The organism is Isoptericola dokdonensis DS-3 (assembly GCF_001636295.1).
GTDB lineage: Bacteria > Actinomycetota > Actinomycetes > Actinomycetales > Cellulomonadaceae > Isoptericola > Isoptericola dokdonensis.
Window position 1 is genome coordinate 451,716 of the sequence record NZ_CP014209.1, and the last position, 20,798, is coordinate 472,513.

20 protein-coding genes are annotated in these 20,798 nt (G+C 74.9%); 15 read left to right on the plus strand and 5 right to left on the minus strand.

Annotated elements, in window-relative coordinates; translation table 11 throughout:
• The first annotated feature begins 33 nt into the window (after positions 1–33).
• The 4 genes from I598_RS02105 (at position 34) to I598_RS02120 (ending at position 5,257) form a co-directional block, all read left to right on the plus strand.
• Positions 34–2,733 carry a GNAT family N-acetyltransferase gene (locus I598_RS02105; protein ID WP_068200860.1) on the plus strand — a complete coding sequence of 900 codons (2,700 nt, stop codon included), beginning with the start codon at positions 34–36 and terminating at the stop codon, positions 2,731–2,733.
• Positions 2,734–2,795: 62 nt separating this feature from the next.
• Positions 2,796–3,395 carry a DUF5998 family protein gene (locus tag I598_RS02110; RefSeq protein WP_068200862.1) on the plus strand — a complete coding sequence of 200 codons (600 nt, stop codon included), beginning with the start codon at positions 2,796–2,798 and terminating at the stop codon, positions 3,393–3,395.
• On the plus strand, positions 3,392–4,597 hold the full coding sequence (locus I598_RS02115) for an alkaline phosphatase family protein (protein WP_068200863.1): 1,206 nt from the start codon (positions 3,392–3,394) through the stop codon (positions 4,595–4,597). The genes I598_RS02110 and I598_RS02115 overlap by 4 nt, the downstream gene beginning before the upstream one ends.
• A 12-nt stretch (positions 4,598–4,609) precedes the next feature.
• Entirely contained in the window at positions 4,610–5,257 is a 648-nt protein-coding gene (locus I598_RS02120) for a thymidine kinase (RefSeq protein WP_068200865.1), read from the plus strand.
• Positions 5,258–5,272: 15 nt separating this feature from the next.
• Here I598_RS02120 and sepH read toward each other — a convergent pair whose 3' ends face one another.
• Entirely contained in the window at positions 5,273–6,427 is a 1,155-nt protein-coding gene (sepH, locus tag I598_RS02125) for a septation protein SepH (protein WP_068200867.1), read from the minus strand.
• A gap of 134 nt (positions 6,428–6,561) precedes the next feature.
• Here sepH and I598_RS02130 point away from each other — a divergent pair, with 134 nt between their 5' ends.
• From I598_RS02130 to I598_RS02140, 3 genes are all read left to right on the plus strand, one after another.
• A complete protein-coding gene (locus I598_RS02130) occupies positions 6,562–7,227 on the plus strand; it encodes a trimeric intracellular cation channel family protein (RefSeq protein ID WP_068200870.1) in 666 nt (221 codons plus the stop codon).
• Positions 7,224–8,069, plus strand: a complete 846-nt coding sequence (locus tag I598_RS02135; protein WP_068200872.1) for an inositol monophosphatase family protein — start codon at positions 7,224–7,226, stop codon at positions 8,067–8,069. Before I598_RS02130 ends, I598_RS02135 begins: the two co-directional genes overlap by 4 nt.
• Before the next feature lie 221 nt (positions 8,070–8,290).
• On the plus strand, positions 8,291–8,590 hold the full coding sequence (locus I598_RS02140; protein ID WP_068200873.1) for a DUF4193 domain-containing protein: 300 nt from the start codon (positions 8,291–8,293) through the stop codon (positions 8,588–8,590).
• Between the two features lie 87 nt (positions 8,591–8,677).
• Here I598_RS02140 and I598_RS02145 read toward each other — a convergent pair whose 3' ends face one another.
• Positions 8,678–9,172: a DUF3093 domain-containing protein gene (locus I598_RS02145; protein WP_068200875.1), complete on the minus strand. Its 495-nt coding sequence runs from the start codon at positions 9,170–9,172 to the stop codon at positions 8,678–8,680.
• Between the two features lie 43 nt (positions 9,173–9,215).
• Between I598_RS02145 and dut the strand changes: the two genes are divergently transcribed.
• The 4 genes from dut (at position 9,216) to I598_RS02165 (ending at position 11,714) form a co-directional block, all read left to right on the plus strand.
• On the plus strand, positions 9,216–9,701 hold the full coding sequence (gene dut, locus I598_RS02150; RefSeq protein WP_083972772.1) for a dUTP diphosphatase: 486 nt from the start codon (positions 9,216–9,218) through the stop codon (positions 9,699–9,701).
• Positions 9,702–9,793: 92 nt separating this feature from the next.
• Positions 9,794–10,540 carry a DUF3710 domain-containing protein gene (locus tag I598_RS02155; RefSeq protein ID WP_068200879.1) on the plus strand — a complete coding sequence of 249 codons (747 nt, stop codon included), beginning with the start codon at positions 9,794–9,796 and terminating at the stop codon, positions 10,538–10,540.
• 5 nt (positions 10,541–10,545) lie between these two features.
• On the plus strand, positions 10,546–10,914 hold the full coding sequence (locus tag I598_RS02160; RefSeq protein WP_068200881.1) for an OB-fold nucleic acid binding domain-containing protein: 369 nt from the start codon (positions 10,546–10,548) through the stop codon (positions 10,912–10,914).
• Between the two features lie 77 nt (positions 10,915–10,991).
• Positions 10,992–11,714, plus strand: coding sequence for a DUF3159 domain-containing protein (locus I598_RS02165; protein ID WP_068204773.1), 723 nt, complete (start codon positions 10,992–10,994; stop codon positions 11,712–11,714).
• A gap of 56 nt (positions 11,715–11,770) precedes the next feature.
• Here I598_RS02165 and I598_RS02170 read toward each other — a convergent pair whose 3' ends face one another.
• Positions 11,771–12,445, minus strand: coding sequence for a potassium channel family protein (locus tag I598_RS02170; RefSeq protein WP_068200883.1), 675 nt, complete (start codon positions 12,443–12,445; stop codon positions 11,771–11,773).
• Positions 12,445–13,107, minus strand: a complete 663-nt coding sequence (locus I598_RS02175; RefSeq protein ID WP_083973490.1) for a potassium channel family protein — start codon at positions 13,105–13,107, stop codon at positions 12,445–12,447. The genes I598_RS02170 and I598_RS02175 overlap by 1 nt, the downstream gene beginning before the upstream one ends.
• Positions 13,108–13,223: 116 nt before the next feature.
• Between I598_RS02175 and I598_RS02180 the strand changes: the two genes are divergently transcribed.
• From I598_RS02180 to I598_RS02190, 3 genes are read left to right on the plus strand one after another with little or no spacing between them, the layout of a single operon-like run.
• Positions 13,224–15,224 carry an APC family permease gene (locus tag I598_RS02180; protein ID WP_068200886.1) on the plus strand — a complete coding sequence of 667 codons (2,001 nt, stop codon included), beginning with the start codon at positions 13,224–13,226 and terminating at the stop codon, positions 15,222–15,224.
• Between the two features lie 10 nt (positions 15,225–15,234).
• The gene (locus tag I598_RS02185; protein WP_068200888.1) at positions 15,235–16,515 is read left to right on the plus strand and encodes a class I SAM-dependent RNA methyltransferase; all 1,281 of its coding nucleotides are present in this window, start codon (positions 15,235–15,237) and stop codon (positions 16,513–16,515) included.
• Positions 16,516–16,546: 31 nt separating this feature from the next.
• Positions 16,547–16,996, plus strand: a complete 450-nt coding sequence (locus I598_RS02190) for a hypothetical protein (protein ID WP_157557139.1) — start codon at positions 16,547–16,549, stop codon at positions 16,994–16,996.
• A gap of 8 nt (positions 16,997–17,004) precedes the next feature.
• Here I598_RS02190 and I598_RS02195 read toward each other — a convergent pair whose 3' ends face one another.
• Positions 17,005–17,718: a DUF5701 family protein gene (locus tag I598_RS02195; RefSeq protein ID WP_068200894.1), complete on the minus strand. Its 714-nt coding sequence runs from the start codon at positions 17,716–17,718 to the stop codon at positions 17,005–17,007.
• Positions 17,719–17,961: 243 nt separating this feature from the next.
• On the opposite strand from I598_RS02195, the gene acnA reads away from it, so the two are divergent.
• A complete protein-coding gene (gene acnA / locus I598_RS02200) occupies positions 17,962–20,715 on the plus strand; it encodes an aconitate hydratase AcnA (RefSeq protein WP_068200896.1) in 2,754 nt (917 codons plus the stop codon).
• Positions 20,716–20,798 lie beyond the last annotated feature (83 nt).

The following is a 20,798-nucleotide window of genomic DNA, read 5'->3' on the forward strand; positions in this document are numbered from 1 at the left end:
GTGCGCGTCGGGCGCACCGGATAGCCTGCTGCGATGGACGCCGTCAGACCCGACTACCCGGTCGAGTGGGAGGCCGACGTCGTGCTGCGCGACGGCAGCACGATGCACGTGCGACCCATCCGCCCCGACGACGCCGACGCGCTCCAGCGCTTCCACACCGGGCAGTCGGAACGGTCCACCTACTTCCGGTTCTTCGCGCCCCTCCCGCGCCTGACCGAGCGCGAGCTGCGGCGGCTGGTCGACGTCGACCACACCGCCCGGGTCGCGCTGGTGGCGGTCCGGCCCGGTGCTGCCGACGACGGCACCGAGCGGGAGGACATCCTGGGCGTCGCGCGGTTCGACACCATCACCGACGGCGAGGCGGAGGTCGCGTTCAACATCGCGGACTCCCTGCAGGGCAAGGGGCTGGCGTCGGTGCTGCTGGAGCACGTGGCCGCGGCGGCACGCGAGCGGGGCCTGCGCCGCTTCACCGCCGAGGTGCTGCCGCAGAACTCCGCCATGCTGGGCGTCTTCCGGGACGCCGGCTACGAGATCTCCCAGCACCTCGACGACGGCGTCGTGTCCGTCGGCATCGACCTCGACCCCACCGAGCGGTCGCGCGCCGTGATGGCCGACCGGGAGCACCGCGCGGACGCGCGCTCCGTGGCGGGCCTGCTCGCCGCCCGTCGCGTCCTGCTCGTGGCGCCCGGCGACGTCGACACCCCGGAGGCGCTGCTGGCCCGTCGCGTCCTGGACGCCGCCGCGGACGACCCGGGCGACACCGCGCTCGTCGTCCTCGACCCGCCGGGTCCGGTGCCCCCCGGGGTGGCGCTCGCGGACGGCTGGGACGACGTCGGGGACGTCGACCTCGCGCTGCTCGCGGTACCCGCCGCCGACGCGCTGGCCGCGGTGCGCCGCATCGCCACCACGGGGGCCCGCGGGGTCGTCGTCCTCGCGGCCGGCTTCGCCGAGACGGGGGAGGAGGGCCGCGACCGGCTGCGCGAGCTGGTGCGCACCGCGCACGCGGCGGGCCTGCGCGTGGTCGGCCCGGCCTCCTACGGGATGCTCACCACGACGTCCGGCGCCGCGCTGCGGGCCTCGCTGGCGCTGCAGGCACCGCCCCGCGGCGTCGTCGGCCTCTTCTGCCAGTCCGCCGCCGCCGCGGTCACGCTGACCGCGACGCTCGAGCGCCGCGGGCTGGGCGTGTCCGCCCTCGTCTCGGCCGGTCACCGCGCCGACGTCTCCGGCAACGACCTCATGCAGTTCTGGCAGGACGACGACGCCACCGAGGTCGTGTGCCTGTACCTGGAGTCCATCGGCAACCCGCGCAAGTTCTCCCGCCTCGCCCGGCGGCTGTCGGCCGTCAAGCCGGTGGTCGTGGCGACGGCCGGCCGGTCGGGGCAGGTCGTGCCCCCCGGGCACGCGGTGCGCGCCACCCGGGCGCCGCGGCGCCTGCTCGACGAGCTGTTGCGCCAGTCGGGCGTCATCCAGGCGGACAACACCCACCAGCTCATGGACGTCGCGCAGGTGCTCGCCCACCAGCCGATGCCGGGCGGGAACCGGGTCGGCATCCTCGCGTCGTCCGCCGCGCTGGCGGCGCTGGTCGCCGAGGCGGCCGCGTCCGCGGGGCTCGTCGTGGCGGCGTCCAGCGACTACCTGCCCGCGCACGCTCGCGAGGAGGACGTCGCGCGGGCCGTGGACGCCCTGTACGCCCCCGGGGCGTGCGACGTCGTCGTGGCCGTCGACGTCCCCGTGGTCCAGCCCCGCACCGGAGCGATCGCGCGCGCCGTCGCGGAGGCGTCGGCGCGGACCGGACGCACCACCGTCGCGTCGATGCTGGGGCTGCACGGCATGCCGGACGAGCTGGCCGCCCCCGGTCCGGACGGCGGGCTCGTGCGCGTCCCGGCGTTCTCGACGCCGGAGGACGCCGTCGTCGCGCTCGGCAAGGTGGTCGAGCACGCGCGCTCCCGGGCGGAGGACCGCGGGCACTACGTCGCGCCCGACGGCATCGACACCCGCGGGGCGCGCCGGCTGGTCGAGGGGTGGCTGGCCGGTGGGCCCGCGCACGACCTGTCGGAGGACGACGCGGCGGCGCTGCTGGACTGCTACGGCATCCGGCTGTGGCGGGCGCGCCGGGTCCGGACGGCCGACGAGGCCGTCGCCGCCGCCGACGAGCTCGGCTGGCCCGTCGCCCTGAAGAGCGCCTCGGCGGCGCTGCGGCACCGCACCGACCTCGGCGGCGTGCTGCTGGACGTCGCCGACCCGGCCGACCTGCGCGCCGACATGGCGAGGATCTGCGCCGTCGCGCGCGACGTCCTCGGCGAGACCGACCCGACGTTCGAGGTGCAGGCCATGGCCCCCAAGGGCGTGGCCTGCGTCGTGCGGTCCGCGGAGGACCCCCTGTTCGGGCCCATGGTGTCGTTCGGCCTGGCGGGCGACGCCGTCGACCTGCTCGACGACGTCGCCCACGGGATCCCGCCGCTGACCGACGTCGACGTCGCCGCCATGGTCTCGACCGTGCGGGCCGCGCCGCGGCTCTACGGCTACGGCGGCGCCCCGCCCGTCGACGTCGACGCCCTGGAGGACGTGCTCGCCCGCGTCTCCGTCATGGCCGACGACCTGCCCGAGCTCGCCGCGTTCGAGCTGTACCCCGTCGTGGTGGGCGCCGCCGGGGCGTCGGTCCTGCACGCCTCGGGACGGTTGCGTCCCGCCGGACGGCGTGCCGACGCGCTCCGTCGGGCCCTGCCCGGGTGACGCGCGTCCACAGGTGGCGCACGCCATGGCCACGGACCGCCGGACAGTGGGAGAATGCCCGGGTGCCTCCCGCGACCACCCGCAAGAACCTGCGTGACGAGCTCGACGCCCACATCTACCGGGCCGGCTACTACCCGGACCTCGTGACCGACGTCGTCGACGTCGCCCTCGCCGACGAGACGGTCCTCGCGCACCTCGTGCAGTCGGAGACGACGTTCGACAGCCAGGTCCGCCGTCACCTCACCGTCCTCGCGCTGACCCCGACCCGGCTCGTCACCGCCCACGTGGACGACCACGAGGGCGACGCCGCGAACCCGTCGTCCGCGGCCGCCACCACCGAGGCCGTGCCGCTCGCCGAGATCCGGTCCGTGGCGCTCACCCACGTGGTCGCCGAGCCCGCCGAGCACCGCCCCGGCGACAGCGCCGCCGAGCTCACCCTCGCGATCGGCTGGGGCGCGGTCTCCCGCATCGACCTCGAGCCCGCGCAGTGCCCCGACCCGGCCTGCGACGCCGACCACGGCTTCACCGGGCAGATGACGCCCGACGACGTCGTGGTCCGGGTCAGCAGCGCCGCCGAGGGCCGGGACGCCGTGCAGCGCGCGATGGCGTTCGCCCGCGAGCTGTCCGCCGCCACCGGGACGGGCGGGCGCGCCGCCCGATGAACGCGATCGTCCTGCCGGACGACCTCACGGCGCCGTCCTACGGCACCGGCTCGCTGGCCGCCGTCCTGCCCGCCGTCGCCGGGAGCCTCGGCCTCGACGTCACCACGGCGACCGGGCTGGGATCCCGGGCCGCCCAGGCCGCCCTCGGGCTGCCCGCGGCGCGACGCGTCGTCGTCGCCCTCGTCGACGGTCTCGGCATGCACAACCTCGCCGAGCGCGGCGGCCACGCCCCGTTCCTGCGGGGGCTGCTCCGCGACGGCCGCACCCTGACCACCAGCGCGCCGTCCACCACGGCCGCCGCGCTGGCGACGTTCGGCACCGGCACCTCGCCCGGCCTGACGGGCCTGCTCGGCTACACCCAGCGCAACCCCGCCACCGGGGGCCTCGCCACCCTCGTGTCCTGGACGGAGCAGTCCGACCCCTACCGGCCGGGCCCCAAGATGTCCGGGCCGTTCGTGGACCCGCTCGACCTCCAGCGCGAGCCCACCGTCCTGGAGCAGGTCGGCGCCGCGCTGTCCGTGGTCGCGCCCGGTCGGGCGAAGTTCGCCGCGTCCGGCATGACGCGGGCCGCGCTGCGGGGCCCGCGGCACGTCGCCGCCGAGCGGGCCGCGGACGCCGTCGACGCCACCGTGCGCGCGCTGCGCGACGAGGGGCTGGTGTACCTGTACCTCGGCGACGTCGACAAGACCGGTCACCGCGACGGCCCCGAGTCCTGGCAGTGGGGGCACGCGCTGGAGGAGGTCGACGGCGAGCTGCGCCGCCTCGTCCGCACCGTGCCGCGCGGCACGCTCGTCGTCGTCACCGCGGACCACGGGATGGTGGCCGCCGACCACGCGCACCAGCACGACGTCGCCGTCCGCCCCGAGCTCGACCGGGACGTCGCGCTCCTGGGGGGCGAGCCGCGCTTCGGCCACGTCTACGCGACCCCCGGCGCCGACGTCGACGCGCTCGCCGCCCGGTGGGCCGAGGCCCTCGGCGACGACGCCCTCGTCGTCACCGGCGCCGCCGCCGTGGCGGCCGGCTGGTTCGGGCCCGTCGCCGACCGCGTCCGCGGAAGCATCGGCGACGTGATCGCCGTCGCCCGCGGTCGCGCCACCGTCGTCGACTCGCGGATCCACCCGGCTCCGGCCCGGCAGATGCCCGGCGTGCACGGGTCGCTCACCCCCACCGAGATGCACGTCCCGCTGCTCGTCGCGGCCTGAGGAGGACCATTCATGGCCGAGCTCGTCTTCTTCTCCGGGACCATGGACTCCGGCAAGTCCACCCTGGCCCTGCAGACCGACCACAACCACCGGGCGCGCGGCCGGCGCGGGATCATCTTCACCCGCGACGACCGGGCGGGTGCCGCCCGGCTGTCGTCGCGGCTCGGGCTGGAGGTGGACGCCCGCGAGGTCGGTGACGACACCGACTTCTGGACCGTCATCGAGGCGGAGCGTCGCCGCGGGCAGGTCGTGGACTACCTCGTGTGCGACGAGGCGCAGTTCTACTCCCCGGAGCAGGTGGAGCAGCTCGCCCGGCTCGTCGACGAGACCGAGATCGACGTGTTCGCGTTCGGGATCACCGCGGACTTCCGCACCCGTCTCTTCCCGGGGTCGGCGCGGCTCGTGGAGCTCGCCGACCGCATCGAGGTGCTCCAGGTGCAGTCCCTGTGCTGGTGCGGGGCCCGGGCCACGCACAACGCGCGCACCGTCGACGGCGTCATGGTGGTCGAGGGTGACCAGGTGGTCGTCGGGGACGTGGCCAGCGGGGCCGGGCAGGTCGCGTACGAGGTGCTGTGCCGCCGCCACCACATGCGGCGGATGACGGCGGACGCCGCCCGCCACCGGGCGCCGGTCACCGGAACCCTGCTCGACGTGCCCTGACCGGCCGGGCGCCGGTCAGGACGAGGGACGGGCCCCGCCGAAGACGATCTCGTCCCACGACGGCACCTGCGGGCGGCCCTTGCGCCCGCCGCGCCGTGCCGCCGGCTTGGCGCCCTGCGGCGGTGCGGGCGGGGCGGGCACCTCGCCGACCACCGTGCGGGGGGCTTCGACCGGTGGCCGCTCGGTCGCCGCGTCACGGGTGTCCGGGCCGTCGTCCGGGCCGGGGAACCGCTCGTCGTCCCGGTCACCGGTCGGGCGGCCGTCCGCCGACCCGCCGCCGGCGGGACCCGGCTCCGGCTCGGGCTCCGCGTCGGGCTCGCCCGCGTCGCCGGCGCCCACGGGCACCGGCTCCGGGCTGCCCGCACGACCTGCGTCGCGCCGGGCGCCGAGGTCGACGATCCGCGCCGGGGCGGGCTCGGCGGCCTCGGGTCCCGGGACGGCGGGGCCCGAGGCCGCGTCGTCCGGGCGGCCCGGGCGGCTGCGCGCCGGGCGCTGGCCGCGGCGGTCTGCCAGGTCGTCCAGGAGGCGGTCGGTGGCGTCGTCCGGCGCCACGGGCCGGCGCGCGGCCGGACGTCCGGCGGGCACGCCGAGGATCTCGGGGGAGAGCGGGTCGTCCGGCTGGCCCAGCCAGCGGGCCTCGTCGTCGACGGCCTGGACGCTCCGACCGCGCGGGTCGAAGGCCCACGTGGCGGTCCGTTCGCGGTCGCCCGCGACGAACCGCACCTCGACCTGCCACGGCGCCGTGCCGTCGCGCCGGGCGGTCCACGTCGCGTCGTCGTCCGCGACGCCGCGCGCCACGAGGCGGCGGTCCGCGAGCTCGCCGAGCGTCGTGGCCGACTCGGGGTCCACGCGGTGCCCGCGGACCTGACCGACCACGTGGTCCCGCTCGGTCAGGACCGGCCACTCGTAGCGGCGCACGTGCTCCAGCGGCAGACCCGACTCCGCGGACAGCTCCTCGGCGGTGGCGCCCGCCCGCAGCCGGGCCTGCACCTCACGGGGGCGCAGCGTCGCCTCGGACTGGGCGCGCAACGCCTCCGTGCGCGGCCGGTCGCGCCGGACCGCGGCCCGCAGGGCCTCCGTGATCGCCAGGGTGTGCTCGACGCCGCCGGGGCCGCGCAGGACCAGGCGTTCGGCGTCCTCGTGCAACGTCACGAGCTCCAGCTCGGCCATGGTTCCTCCTCAGCAGCCCGCCCGCGCGGCGGGCCCGCTCGTTCGAGGGTGCCACCGACCCCGCGCACCCGGACGCAGGCGCGTCGGTGTGCCGCGGAATCCCGCCGGGGCGCGTCCCGGGGCAGGATGACCCCATGGAGACCCTGGCCGTCGGCGTGACCGCGCTGGAGCTCGTCGCGGTGTTCGTCGCGGCCCTGTCCGGCGGCCTCGCCGCGGTGCGCAAGAAGTTCGACATGTTCGGCGTCCTCGTGCTCGCCTGGGTCTGCGGCCTCGGCGGGGGCATCCTGCGCGACGTCCTCATCGGGGACACCCCGCCCGTCGGCATCTCGAGCTGGACGCTGGTGGCCGCCGCCGTCGGCGCCGGCCTCGTCACGTGCGTGCTGCACCCCGGGCTGGCCCGCCTGCGCCGCAGCGTGATCGTGCTCGACGCCGCCGCCCTGGGCCTGTTCGTGGTGCAGGGCACCACCAAGTCCCTCGAGCTGGGGGCCGGACCGTTGCCGTCCGCCGTGGTCGGGGTGCTGACCGGGGTCGGTGGGGGCGTGCTGCGCGACATGCTGGTGGGGGAGGTGCCGATGATCTTCGCCGACCGCCAGCTCTACGCCAGCCCGGCGATCCTCGGTGCGGGGACGGTGGCCGCCCTGTGGTCGGCCGACCTGTGGTCGTGGTGGATGGGCATCGTCGTGGCGGTCCTCGTCCTCGGGTTCCGGCTCGTGTCGCTGTGGCGGGGCTGGCTCTTCCCGCACGTCGGCGTGGGATGGACGGGCCGGTGGGGGCGCGAGTCCGGCAGTATGGACACGTGAGCCACGCCGAGACCGTCCCGTCCGAGCCCGACGTCACCGCGCTGCGCGAGCTGGCCCGTCACCTGGCCCTGGAGGCGGGTGCGCTGGTGCGCGGCGGGCGACCCGACCGGGTCGAGGTCGCCGGCACCAAGTCGAGCGACGTCGACCCCGTGACCGCGATGGACCGCGCGTCGGAGGACCTGCTGCGGCGCCGGCTCGCCGTGCAGCGCCCCGAGGACGCCGTGCTCGGGGAGGAGGGCGGGGGCACCCCTGGCACGAGCGGGCTGACCTGGGTGCTCGACCCGATCGACGGCACCGTGAACTACCTGTACGGCGTCAGCTCGTGGGCCGTGTCCGTCGCCGTCGTCGCCGGGGAGCCCGACCCGGCCTCCTGGACGGTGCTCGCCGGGGCCGTCCACTCGGTCGTCGACGGCGTGACCTGGTCCGCCGGCCGCGGGCAGGGTGCCGACCGGGACGGCACGGCGATCCAGGTGCGCCGGGCCGCGTCCCTCGCCACCTGCCTCGTCGGCACCGGCTTCGGCTACGCGGCCGAGCGCCGCGAGCAGCAGGCGAGGGTCCTCGTCGAGGTGCTGCCCCGCGTGCGGGACGTCCGCCGCCTGGGGTCCGCCGCCATCGACCTGTGCCTCGTCGGCGACGGTTCGCTGGACCTGTACTACGAGCGCGGGCTCAACCCGTGGGACATGGCGGCGGGCGGCCTCGTGGCCGCGGAGGCCGGTGCCCGCGTGAGCGGGCTGCACGGCGCCCCCGCGACGGTCGACATGACCGTGGCGGGCACGCCGGAGCGGCAGGCGGAGCTCGTCGCGCTGCTGGAGTCGACCGGGGCGGACGCCGCCGTTCGTTGACCCCGGCACGCACGTGTCCGCACCGCGGAACGGGCGCCGTCGACACGCTCCGTGACCTAGTGTCTGCGCAGGTCAGACCATATGTGACCGGCACGACACCCCGTCGTGTCGCGAGCCCGGCGTCGATGGTGCAGAATCCGGTGGCCGAACGGGAACAAAACTCGTCCGCCGAGCATTATCAGCGCGTACCGATCCAGAGAACACGGAGCGTGACACCAGACATGGCCACCGACTACGACGCACCCCGCAAGAACGACGAGGACAACGAGCAGGACTCCATCCAGGAGCTCCAGGCCCGCCGTTCCGACAAGTCGTCGGGGGTCGTCGACGAGGACGAGACCGAAGCCGCGGAAGGCTTCGAGCTCCCCGGCGCCGACCTCTCCGGCGAAGAGCTGGCGGTCCGCGTCCTGCCCCGTCAGGCGGACGAGTTCACGTGCTCGAGCTGTTTCCTCGTGCACCACCGCAGCCAGCTGGCCTACGAGAAGCAGGGCCAGATGGTCTGCACCGAGTGCGCGGCCTGACCGCCTCGCACCCACCGACCCGACTCCCAGGCCGTCACGTCCCCGACGTGACGGCCTTCGTCGTCCCCGGAGGGGCTCCGGCGCCCGTCAGCGCCCGGCACCCGCGGCCGAGAGGGCCTCGGCCAGCTCGTCGGGACGCCGCGTGGACACCAGCCAGTAGGGGGCGGGGTCGAGCGGGTCGCGCAGCTCGACCCGCAGACCCGTCCGGGCCCACGTCCGCAGGCAGACGTAGGCGCGCGCGTCGAGGTCCGGCCCGAGCGCGAGCCGCATCTCCTCCGCGCTGAAGATCGGGGTCACCGTGCCCAGCAGCGCGACGGGGACCCGGGCCGGCCCGGCACGCAGGAGCCCGTCGTCGACCTCGACCAGCGGGGACGTGGCGATCAGGACGGCGACGGTCGCGGCGGCCACGAGCACACCGACCCCCGGCGCCATGAGCGGCTGCAGCGGGAGCACGACGACGGCGGCGATCACCCCGAGGCCGAGGGCGACCAACCAGGCTCCGGGACCGGGCAGGAGACGCTCGCGGAAGGCAGGGGCGGAGGGCTCGTGGGCGTGCCCCGGTCGGGCGGACACGTCGTTCATGGGCCCATCATCGCAGGCCCGGGAGGTCGGCTAGGCTGCCCGGGTGCCTCATGACCCGAGCCGCCCCGTGACCGACCCGAGCACGGTGGACGTGCTGGTGACCCTGCTCGACGACGGCGTCCCCGCACCGTCGTACGCCCACCCGGGCGACGCGGGCGCCGATCTCGTCACCACCGTCGACGTCGAGCTCGCCCCGGGCGAGCGGTCCCTCGTGCCGACGGGGATCGCGATCGCGCTGCCGGAGGGCTACGCGGCGTTCGTGCACCCCCGCTCCGGCCTCGCGGCCAAGCACGGCGTGACCGTCGTCAACGCGCCGGGCACGATCGACGCGGGCTACCGCGGCGAGGTGAAGGTGATCCTCGCCAACACCGACCCCCGCGAGACGGTGCGGCTGCAGCGGGGCGACCGCGTCGCCCAGCTCGTGGTGCAGAAGGTCGAGCACGCCCGGTTCCTCGTGGCCCGGAACCTGCCCGGCTCGCACCGCGGCGAGGGCGGGTTCGGTTCCAGCGGAGGGTTCGGTACCGCCTGACCTGCGGCGTCATCGACCGCCGGTCGTGGCGGTCTACGCTGGGAGGAGCACGGCGCAACGCCGTGCCGACCGACGAGACAAGGAGATCCCTGGTGGGTCTGTTCCGGCGCAAGGCGTCGACGCAAGCCGAGTCCGCGCTCGAGGGCGAGAGCACCCCGGCCGGCACCGAGACGGAGGCGTCGACCGGCACGACCGACGCCACGCAGCGCGGGCCGTTCGACTCCGCGCAGGTCTCGGTCATGGGTCCGCGGGTGGACCTGGGTGCGATCTGGCTGCCCGTGCTGCCCGGTCTCCAGCTGCGCATGGAGGTCGACAAGAAGTCGCAGAAGGTCACCGGCGTCGCCGCGTCGCTCCAGGGTTCCGTGCTGCAGGTGCAGGCGTTCGCCGCGCCGCGCACCGAGGGCATCTGGGACGAGGTGCGCGAGGAGATCGCCGCGTCCCTGACCAAGCAGGGCGGCACCGTCGACGACGTGCCCGGCGTCTTCGGGCGCGAGCTCATCGCGCGGGTCCCCGCCACCGCCGCCGACGGCTCGACCGGCGTCCGTCCGGCCCGGTTCGTCGGCGTCGACGGTCCGCGCTGGTTCCTGCGGGGCGTCCTGTCCGGCCGGGCCGCCGTCGACCCGGAGGCCGCCAAGCCCCTGGAGTCGGTGTTCGCGAACGTGGTGGTCGTCCGTGACGGCAACCCGCGCCCGCCGCGCGACCTGCTCTCCCTGACCCTGCCGGAGCAGGCCCGCAAGGACGGCGCCGCCCAGGCACCGGCCGGCCCGGGCGACACCGGCGACGAGGCCCCGGCGTTCGACCCGCTCAAGCGCGGGCCCGAGATCACCGAGATCCGCTGACGGCCATGTCCCTGCGCACCCTGGTCCGGGCCGCCCTGGCCTCCACCGACGACGTCGCCGCCGACGACGAGCGGCACGCCGCCGCGAAGGTCGTCGGCTGCACCCCCCTGTCCGACGCCGTGCCTCGCTGCCGCGTCGCGGTGTCGGGCGTGCTGCGCTCCGTCGTCCTGCGCCCCCGCGGCGGCGTCCCCACCGTCGAGGCCGAGCTGTTCGACGGCACCGGTTCGGTCGACCTGGTGTGGCTCGGCCGGCGCGAGCTCGCCGGGATCGAGCCCGGCCGCAGGCTGCGGGTCGAGGGCGTGGTGGCGGAGCGCGACGGTCGTCGCACCCTGTTCAACCCGCGCTACGAGCTGCGCGCGTGGGCCGGCGAGTGAGTGGGCTCCCGAGCGGTCCGGTGACCGGCCCCGACGACGCGACCGGTGCGCGCCGCGACGGTGCGTCGGGCCGCGGCATGCGGGCGCTCGCCGGTGACGAGTTCTCCTTCGCCTCCGCCGTCGGCGGCGTGCGGGGCGTCGTCGAGGCGGTCCTGCCCGGCATGGTGTTCGTCGTGGTGTTCGTCGTCACGCAGGACCTCACCTGGTCGCTCGTGTCGTCCTGCGCCGCCGCGCTCGTGGCGGTGCTCGTGCGGCTCGTCCAGCGCACCCCGGTCACGCAGGCGGCCGGCGGGATCCTCGGCATCGCCGTGGGCGTGTTCTGGGCGTGGCGCACGGGTGAGGCCGAGGACTTCTACGCCGTCGGGCTCTGGACGAACGCCGCCTACCTGCTCGCGTTCGTCGTGTCCATCGCGGTGCGCTGGCCGCTGGTGGGGCTCGTCGTGGAGGGGATCCGCGGCGGGTTCGCGGACCCCGAGAAGCGCGCCGCGGCCGGCGCGAACGACGCCGGGACGTCGGACGTCCCCGACGACGCGACGGCGGAGCAGCCGAGCCCCTGGGCCCCGCTGACCGCGTGGCGTCAGGACCCGGCGCTGGTGCGCCGCTACACGCTGGCGAGCTGGTTTTGGGTCGGGCTGTTCGCCGTCCGGCTCGCGGTGAAGGTTCCCCTCTACCTCGCCGGGGACGTCGGCTGGCTCGGTACCGCGCACCTCGTGCTCGGCGTGCCGCTGTGGGGACTCGTGCTGTGGCTCACCTGGGTCGTCGTGCGCGGTGCGCACCGGCCGGTGACCGCGCGGGCCTGAGGACCCGCAGGCCCGAGGCGGCACGGGCCTGACGGCACCACCTCGGGCCCGGCGTCTCAGCCCAGCTCCGGGCCCTCGACCACCAGCTGCGTCACGGCGTCGGTGTCCGCGTCGCGGCCGGTGACCAACATCAGCTCGTCGCCCGGCTCGAGGGCGTCGTCGCCCGTCGGCGCGAACGGCTGCGTCCCGCGCACCACGCACGCGAGCACGGTGTCGGCCGGCCAGCGCACGTCGCTGACCCGCAGCCCCACCAGCGGCGACTCCGGCGGCAGCGTGACCTCGAAGATGTCGGCGCCCGACTGGTGGAACGTGAAGATGCGGACCAGGTCGCCGACCGCCACGGCCTCCTCGACCATCGCCGTCATGATGCGCGGCGTCGAGACCGCCACGTCCACGCCCCACGACTCGTCGAACATCCACTCGTTGCGCGGGTTGTTCACGCGCGCGACGGTGCGGGGGACCGCGAACTCCGTCTTGGCGAGCAGCGAGAACACGAGGTTGACCTTGTCGTCGCCCGTGGCGCCCACCACGACGTCCGCCGACCCGACGTCCGCGCCCTCCAGCGACGTCGTCTCGCACGCGTCGGCCAGCAGCCAGTCCGCGTCCGGCACCTGGGACACGCGCATCGCCGTCGGGTTCTTGTCGACGAGGACGACCTCGTGGTCGTTGGCCAGCAGCTCGGCGGCGATCGAGCGCCCGACGGACCCGGCGCCCGCGATGACGACGCGCATCAGAACTGCTCCTCGTGCTCGGGACCGGGGGCGTGGGTGAGCAGCCGCTCGACCCGGGGGGCGTCGTCACGGTGCATGAGCACGTGCAGCACGTCGTTCTCCTGGAGCAGCGTGTCGGGGCCGACGATCGTGCCCTCGGCATAACGGGTCAGGAACGCCACGCGGGCACCCGTGGTCGCCTCGATGCGGCGCACCGACAACCCCAACCAGCCCGGGTGGTAGTCGACCTCGGCGAGGCGCACCGCGCCCGACGGGTCGCGGTACTCGTCCGTGGCGCCCAGCGGCAGCATGCGGCGCAGCACCTGGTCCGCCGTCCAGCGGACGGTCGCGACCGTCGGGATGCCGAGCCGCTGGAACACCTCCGCCCGGTGCGGGTCGTAGATGCGGGCCACGACGTGCTCCACGCCGAACGTCTCGCGGGCCACCCGCGCGGCCAGGACGTTGGAGTTGTCGCCGTCGGACACGGCCGCGAAGCCGTACGTGTCCTCGATGCCGGCCTGCTTGAGGGTGTCCCGGTCGAATCCGACACCCGTCACGCGGTGCCCGCTGAAACCGGCGGGCAGCCGTCGGAACGCGTCCGGGTTCTGGTCGATCACCGCGACGGAATGACCGTTCGACTCGATCGTCTGGGCGAGCGTGGAACCCACGCGGCCGCAGCCCATGATCACGAAGTGCACAGCGGAAACGCTATACCCAGGGGTCGGTGGCCGCCGACCCCTGCGTCCTCCCGCCCACCGACCCGCGCCGAACCCCCCGCGCGGGCATAGCATGTGTCGCTGTGTCGGACATCGCGGATGCAGCCAAACGCCTGCTCGTCGGTCGACCGCTGCGCAGCGACTCCTCCCGGGGGGTGGTCCTGCCCAAGCGGGCGGCCCTGCCCGTCTTCGCCTCGGACGCGCTGTCGTCGATGGCGTACGCCCCGGACGAGATCCTGCTCATGCTCGCCCTCGCCGGTGTGGCCGCCACGGCGTTCGCGCCGTGGGTGGGTCTGGCGGTCGTCGTCGTGCTGCTCGTCGTGGTCGCGTCGTACCGGCAGATCGTGCGCGCCTACCCCTCGGGCGGCGGCGACTACGAGGTCGCGACCACCAACCTCGGCCCGACCGCGGGCACCGGCGTCGCCTCCGCCCTGCTGCTCGACTACGTCCTCACCGTCGCCGTGTCGCTGTCGGCGGGCGCCCAGTACCTCGCGGTCGTGGTCCCGCAGGTGCGCGGTTACGAGCCGTGGGTGGCCGTGGTGCTCATCGTCGCCCTCACGGTGGTCAACCTGCGCGGCGTCCGGGAGGCCGCCTGGGTGTTCGTCGTCGTCATCTACTGCTTCATGGCGGCCGTCGGCGTGCTCGCCGTCGCCGGGGCGGTCCAGCACCTGACCGGATCGCTGGCGCAGGCGCCGAGCGCCGCCCTCGACATCGTGCCCGCCGCGGGCCTCGAGCAGGGCCTCGTCGGGGTCGCCGGGGCGTTCCTCGTGGCCCGTGCGTTCGCGTCCGGCGCGGTCGCGCTGACGGGCGTCGAGTCCGTCACGACCGCCGTCCCGTCGTTCCGCCGCCCCCGCCGCCGCAACGCCGCCGTCACCCTCGCGCTGCTCGGCGCGATCTCCGCGGTCATGCTCCTGACGATCCTGTTCCTCGCGGGCGCCACCGGCATCAAGTTCGTCGAGGACCCCGCCACCCAGCTCACCCGCGACGGCGTCCCCGTCGGCGACGGCTACCAGCAGCACCCGGTGCTCGCCCAGCTCGCCGAGACCGTGTTCGGCGGGGCCGGGATCATCGCGTTCGTCATCACCGGCGTCACCGCGCTCGTGCTGCTGCTCGCCGCCAACACCGCGTTCCACGGCTTCCCCGTGCTCGGGTCCCGGCTCGCCAAGGACGGCTACCTGCCCCGCCAGCTCCACACCCGCGGCGACCGCATGGCGTTCTCCAACGGCATCGTCACCCTCGCCGTCGCCGCCGCCGTCCTCGTCCTCGCGTTCGGCGCCGAGGTCACCGCCCTCATCCAGCTCTACATCGTCGGCGTGTTCGTCTCCTTCACGCTGTCCCAGCTCGGCATGCTGCGGCACTGGAGCCGCGGCCTGCGCAAGGAGCCCGACCCGAAGGCCCGGCGGCAGATGCGCTGGTCCCGCGTCGTCAACGGTATCGGCTTCGCGCTCACCGCCGCCGTGCTGCTCATCGTCCTCGTCACGAAGTTCACGCACGGCGCCTGGATCACGCTGGTCGCGATGGGACTGCTGTTCCTCGTCATGCGCGGCATCCACCGCCACTACGACCGCGTGCGCGCCGAGCTCGCCCTCGACGACGTCGCCGGCGCCCGCGCCCTGCCCAGCCGCGTGCACGCCGTCGTCCTGGTGTCCCGCGTGCACAAGCCCACCCTGCGGGCCCTGGCCTACGCGCGGGCCTCGCGCCCCTCCACCCTGGAGGCCGTCACCGTCGGCGTCGACCCCGACGAGATCCGTGACCTGCGCGAACGGTGGGAGGCGCTGGACCTGCCCGTCCCGCTGCGCGTCCTGGACTCGCCCTACCGGGAGATCACCCGGCCCGTGCTCCAGTACGTGCGCTCCCTGCGCCGCGAGTCGCCGCGCGACCTCGTGGTGGTGTACATCCCCGAGTACGTCGTGGGGCGCTGGTGGGAGCACCTGCTGCACAACCAGTCCGCCCTGCGTCTCAAGGGCCGGCTGCTCTTCACGCCCGGCGTCGTGGTCGCCTCCGTGCCGTGGCAGCTGTCCTCGGCGGGCGTCGCCGCGCCCGAGGCCGACCGCCCCGGCGAGAACGCGCCCCGCGGCGGGTGACAATGGGGGCGTGCCCCGTCCCCGTCGCTCCGCGCCCCGCCCCCGTCCCGTCGACCCGAACGTCGGCAGCGAGCTCGAGCTCGTCGTCGGCCCCGTCGCCCACGGCGGGCACTGCGTCGCCCGCCACGACGGCCGTGTCGTCTTCGTCCGCCACACCCTGCCCGGCGAGCGCGTCCGCGCCCGCGTGACCGAGGGCGGGTCGCGCTACTGGCGTGCCGACGCCGTCGAGGTGCTCGAGGCGTCCCCCGACCGTGTCGAGGCCGCCTGGCCGCAGGCCGGCCCGGGGGGTGCCGGCGGCGGCGAGCTCTCCCACGTCGCCCTGCCAGCCCAGCGCCGCTGGAAGGCGGACGTCCTCACCGAGCAGCTCGCCCGCCTCGCCCGCCTCGACCTGCCGGTCACGGTCGAGGCCGTCGACGGCGACGACGCACGCGGGGGACTGGCCTACCGCACCCGCGTCGACCTCGTCGCCGACGACGCAGGCCGGGCCGGCATGCGCGCCTTCCGCTCCCACGACGTCGTCCCCCTGGACGGCATGCCGCTCGCCACCGAGGACGTCGCGGCGCTCGCGGCCGCCGAGGACGTGTGGACCCGCAAGTGGCGCCCCGGCCAGCGGATCGAGCTCGTCGCGCCCGCCGCGGGCGGACGTCCGCTGATGCTGGTCGACGGCGTGCCGTGGCACCGCGGGCGCCCGGACGACCGCCCGACCGCCCGGCGCGCGGTCGCCGAGGAGGTGACGCTCGGCGGGGACGTGCACCGGTACCGGGTCGCGGCCGACGGGTTCTGGCAGGTCCACCGCGGCGCTCCGGCGCTGCTCGCCGGGGCCGTGCTGGCGGGCGTCGGGGACGTCACCGGCGCGACCGTGCTCGACCTCTACTCCGGCGCCGGCCTGTACACCGTGCCGCTCGCCCACGCGGTGGGGGCGTCCGGGCGGGTCGTCGGCGTGGAGGGCGACACCCGCGCCGTCCAGGACGCACGCCGCAACGTCCACGACCTGGCGCAGGTCGAGCTCCACCTCGGCGCCGTGGACCGGGTGCTCGCCGACGCCGACGCCGTCGCTGCGGCCGACGTGGTCGTGCTCGACCCGCCCCGCGCCGGTGCGGGGCGGACCGTCGTCGACGCCGTCGCGGCCCGCGCGCCGCAGCGCGTCGTCTACGTCGCCTGCGACCCGGCGGCCCTCGCCCGGGACATCGGCCTGTTCGGCGAGCACGGTTACGCGCTGTCCTCGTTGCGCGCGCTCGACCTGTTCCCGCACACCCACCACGTCGAGGCCGTGGCCGTCCTGGAGCGCTGACGCCCGCCCGGCCCTGCGCTACTGTCGCCGCATGGACGGCGCGCGAGGTGGTGCGGGGCAGGACGGGACCCGGCGCTGGCTGCCGCGTCGGTTGGTCGTCGTGGCGCTCGTGCTGCTGGTGGGCCTGGTCGTGGCGCTGCTCGTGCGCGACCGCGCGGGCGCCGACGCGCCGGTCCCGGTCGTCACCACCTACCAGGGCCTGCCCGCGGGTGTCGATGCCGGGACGGAGGGGCCGACGGGGACCGATCCGGGCTGGATCGTCGGCGACGACGGGCGCCTGGCCGTGTGGGCCGCGGGCAGCTCGACGTGCCCGTGGCTGCCGGTGGGGCTCACGGCCGACGGCGACGCGGTCACCGTGACGCTCGCGGTCGAGGACGCCACGGCCTGCACCATGGACCTGGTGTTCACCACGTCGCTCGTGGCGCTGCCGGACGGCGTCGACCCGGACGCCGCCACGGTGGAGATCGTGCTCGACCGGTAGCCGGGCGCTCAGCGGGCGACGCGGCCCGCCGTCGACGCGAAGCCGAGCCACGTGTGGCGGTTGCGCCACCAGCACCAGCCGATCTTCGCGGCCCCGCGTCGCTCGGTCCCGTCACGCCCCGTGCCGCCGGAGATCCACAGCGCGGGGGTGCGTGCGTCGAACGTCCCGTCCGCGCGGCGCAGTCGGGACCCGATGGTCATGAAGCACCGGTTCGGCTCCAGCACGCCGGGCGCCTGGAGCACCCAGTGGACGCCTTCGGCGAGCGTGAGCGGCGTCCGTGCGCGGGCGGCGATCGCGGCGGCGGCCTCCTCGGGGGAGGCGTCGGCCAGGTCGTCCCCCCGGTCCGGGGCGCGCACGGCCCAGACGTCGACGTCGGGCACGTCCAGGCCGTCGACCGGCGCGAACTCGTCGACGTCGGTCATGTCCTCGACGACGAAGCCCGGCCGCTCCACGATCCCGCCGCGCGTGCGGACGCTGCGCCGCAGGTGCGCCGCGAGCAGCGACGGCGGCAGGTGCCGGGGATGCACCACGAGCAGCGAGCCGGTGGGAGCGGCGGCGGCGAGGTCGCGCGCGGCGCGGCGGACGGCGTCGGCGTCGAGGGTCCCGCCGGCGGGCAGGAGCCCGAGGCCGACGAGGTGCTCCGCCTGCTCGGCCAGCGGGGGGAGCACGGGGGTCGCGGCGGTGTCGGCGGGCGGATCGGTGGGCAGCGGTGTCTCGGCCATGAGTTCCTCTCGTCGCGGACGGCTCGGGGTCAACGTGCGTCCGGCCGGCGTTGTTCCCCCGGTGGGTGACGGTGAGGCGCGCCTAAGTATCTTGACGTCAAGATATATAGGCTATGCTGGGGATCAGCCCCCGCGACGCCCGCGTCCGCTGGGGTGGAGCCCCCGGACGTCACGGCGTCGGAACCGCTGCGCTCACGCGCGGACGCGGTGCCCGCGCCGGCCAGCCCCGCAGAAGGAGCAGCAGTGAGCAGCGTGGACACATTCGGATCCAAGGGAACTCTGGAGGTCGGGGAGAACTCGTACGAGATCTTCCGGCTGTCGGCGGTGGACGGCCTCGAGCGGCTGCCCTACTCGCTCAAGATCCTCGCCGAGAACCTGCTCCGCACCGAGGACGGTGCGAACATCACCGCGGACCACGTCCGCGCCGTCGCCGCCTGGGACCCGGACGCCCAGCCGAGCACCGAGATCCAGTTCACGCCGGCGCGCGTGATCATGCAGGACTTCACCGGTGTGCCCTGCGTCGTCGACCTGGCCACCATGCGTGAGGCCGTCGCCGAGCTCGGTGGCGACCCCACCCGCATCAACCCGCTCGCGCCCGCCGAGATGGTCATCGACCACTCCGTGCAGATCGACGTCGCCGGTCGTGCCGACGCGTTCGAGCGCAACGTCGAGTTCGAGTACGAGCGCAACCACGAGCGCTACCAGTTCCTGCGCTGGGGCCAGACGGCGTTCGACGACTTCAAGGTCGTCCCCCCGGGCACCGGCATCGTGCACCAGGTCAACATCGAGTACCTGGCGCGCACCGTCATGACCCGTGAGGTGGGCGGCGTCCTGCGTGCCTACCCCGACACCTGCGTCGGTACCGACTCGCACACCACGATGGTCAACGGCCTGGGCGTGCTCGGCTGGGGCGTCGGCGGCATCGAGGCGGAGGCCGCGATGCTCGGCCAGCCGGTCTCCATGCTCATCCCGCGCGTCGTCGGCTTCAAGCTCAACGGCTCGATCCCGGCGGGCGTCACCGCGACCGACGTCGTCCTGACGATCACGCAGATGCTGCGCCAGCACGGCGTCGTCGGCAAGTTCGTCGAGTTCTACGGCTCCGGCGTGGGCCAGGTCCCGCTGGCGAACCGCGCGACCATCGGCAACATGTCGCCGGAGTTCGGCTCCACCGCGGCGATCTTCCCGATCGACGCCGTGACGGTGGAGTACCTGCGCCTCACCGGCCGCTCCGAGGAGCAGCTCGCGCTCGTCGAGGCGTACGCCAAGGAGCAGGGCCTGTGGCTCGACCCGGAGTCGTCCGACTACGTCGAGCCGGTGTTCTCCGAGTACCTCGAGCTGGACCTCGCGACGGTCGTGCCGTCCATCGCCGGCCCGAAGCGTCCGCAGGACCGCATCGAGCTGTCGCACGCCAAGTCGGCCTTCGCCCGCGACCTGCCGAACTACGCCTCCGACGTCATCGACACCGTCGACGAGGCCGAGAAGGAGTCCTTCCCGGCGTCCGACTCGCCGTCGACCCACGCGCAGGTGCGCCGCACGGTGCCGGTGACCGACTCCGAGGGCAAGGAGTTCGAGCTCTTCCACGGTGCCGTCGCGATCGCCTCGATCACGTCGTGCACGAACACCTCGAACCCGTCGGTCATGCTCGCCGCCGCGCTGCTCGCCAAGAACGCGGTCGAGAAGGGCCTCACGTCCAAGCCGTGGGTCAAGACGTCGATGGCGCCGGGCTCGCAGGTCGTCACGAACTACTACGAGAAGGCCGGGATGTGGCCGTACCTGGAGAAGCTCGGCTTCCACCTGGTCGGTTACGGCTGCGCGACCTGCATCGGCAACTCCGGCCCGCTCGACGAGAAGATCTCCGAGGCCGTGCAGCACGAGGACCTCGCCGTCGTCTCGGTGCTCTCCGGCAACCGGAACTTCGAGGGCCGCATCAACCCGGACGTCAAGATGAACTACCTGGCGTCCCCGCCGCTGGTCATCGCGTACGCCCTGGCCGGCACGATGGAGTTCGACTTCGACCACGACCCGCTGGGCCGTGACGACGAGGGCCACCCGATCTTCCTGCGCGACATCTGGCCGACGCCGGACGAGGTGCAGGCCACCATCGAGGCGTCCATCGACCGCAAGATGTTCGAGGACGACTACGCCGACGTGTTCGCCGGCGACGACCGCTGGCGTGCGCTGGAGACCCCCGAGGGCAACACCTTCGAGTGGGACGCCGAGTCGACGTACGTGCGCAAGCCCCCGTACTTCGAGGGCATGGCCGCCGAGCCGTCCCCGGTCGGCGACATCGCGGGTGCCCGCGTGCTCGCCAAGCTGGGCGACTCCGTCACCACCGACCACATCTCGCCCGCGGGCGCGATCAAGGTCGACAGCCCGGCCGGCAAGTACCTGGCCGAGCACGGTGTGGCGCGTCGCGACTTCAACTCCTACGGCTCGCGCCGCGGCAACCACGAGGTCATGATCCGCGGCACGTTCGCGAACATCCGCCTGAAGAACCAGCTGCTGGACGGCGTCGAGGGTGGCTACACCTTCAACTTCGTCACCGGCGAGCAGGACACCATCTACGACGCCGCGCAGGACTACGCCGCGCAGGGCACGCCGCTGGTGATCCTCGGCGGCAAGGAGTACGGCTCCGGCTCGTCGCGCGACTGGGCGGCCAAGGGCACCGCGCTCCTGGGCGTCAAGGCCGTCATCACCGAGTCGTTCGAGCGGATCCACCGCTCCAACCTCATCGGCATGGGCGTGCTCCCGCTGCAGTTCCCGGCCGGCGAGAGCGTCGAGTCCCTGGGCCTGGACGGCACGGAGACGTTCGACATCGCGGGCATCACCGCGCTGAACGAGGGCACCACGCCCGCCACGGTCGCGGTGAAGGCCACGAAGTCCGACGGCGCGGTCGTCGAGTTCGACGCCGTGGTGCGCATCGACACCCCGGGCGAGGCGGACTACTACCGCAACGGCGGCATCCTGCAGTACGTGCTGCGCTCGCTCGTCGCCTGACCGGCCGCGGGGCCTGAAGCGCCCGGCACGACGCACGACGCCCCCGTCGCACCAGCAGGTGCGGCGGGGGCGTCGTCGTGTCC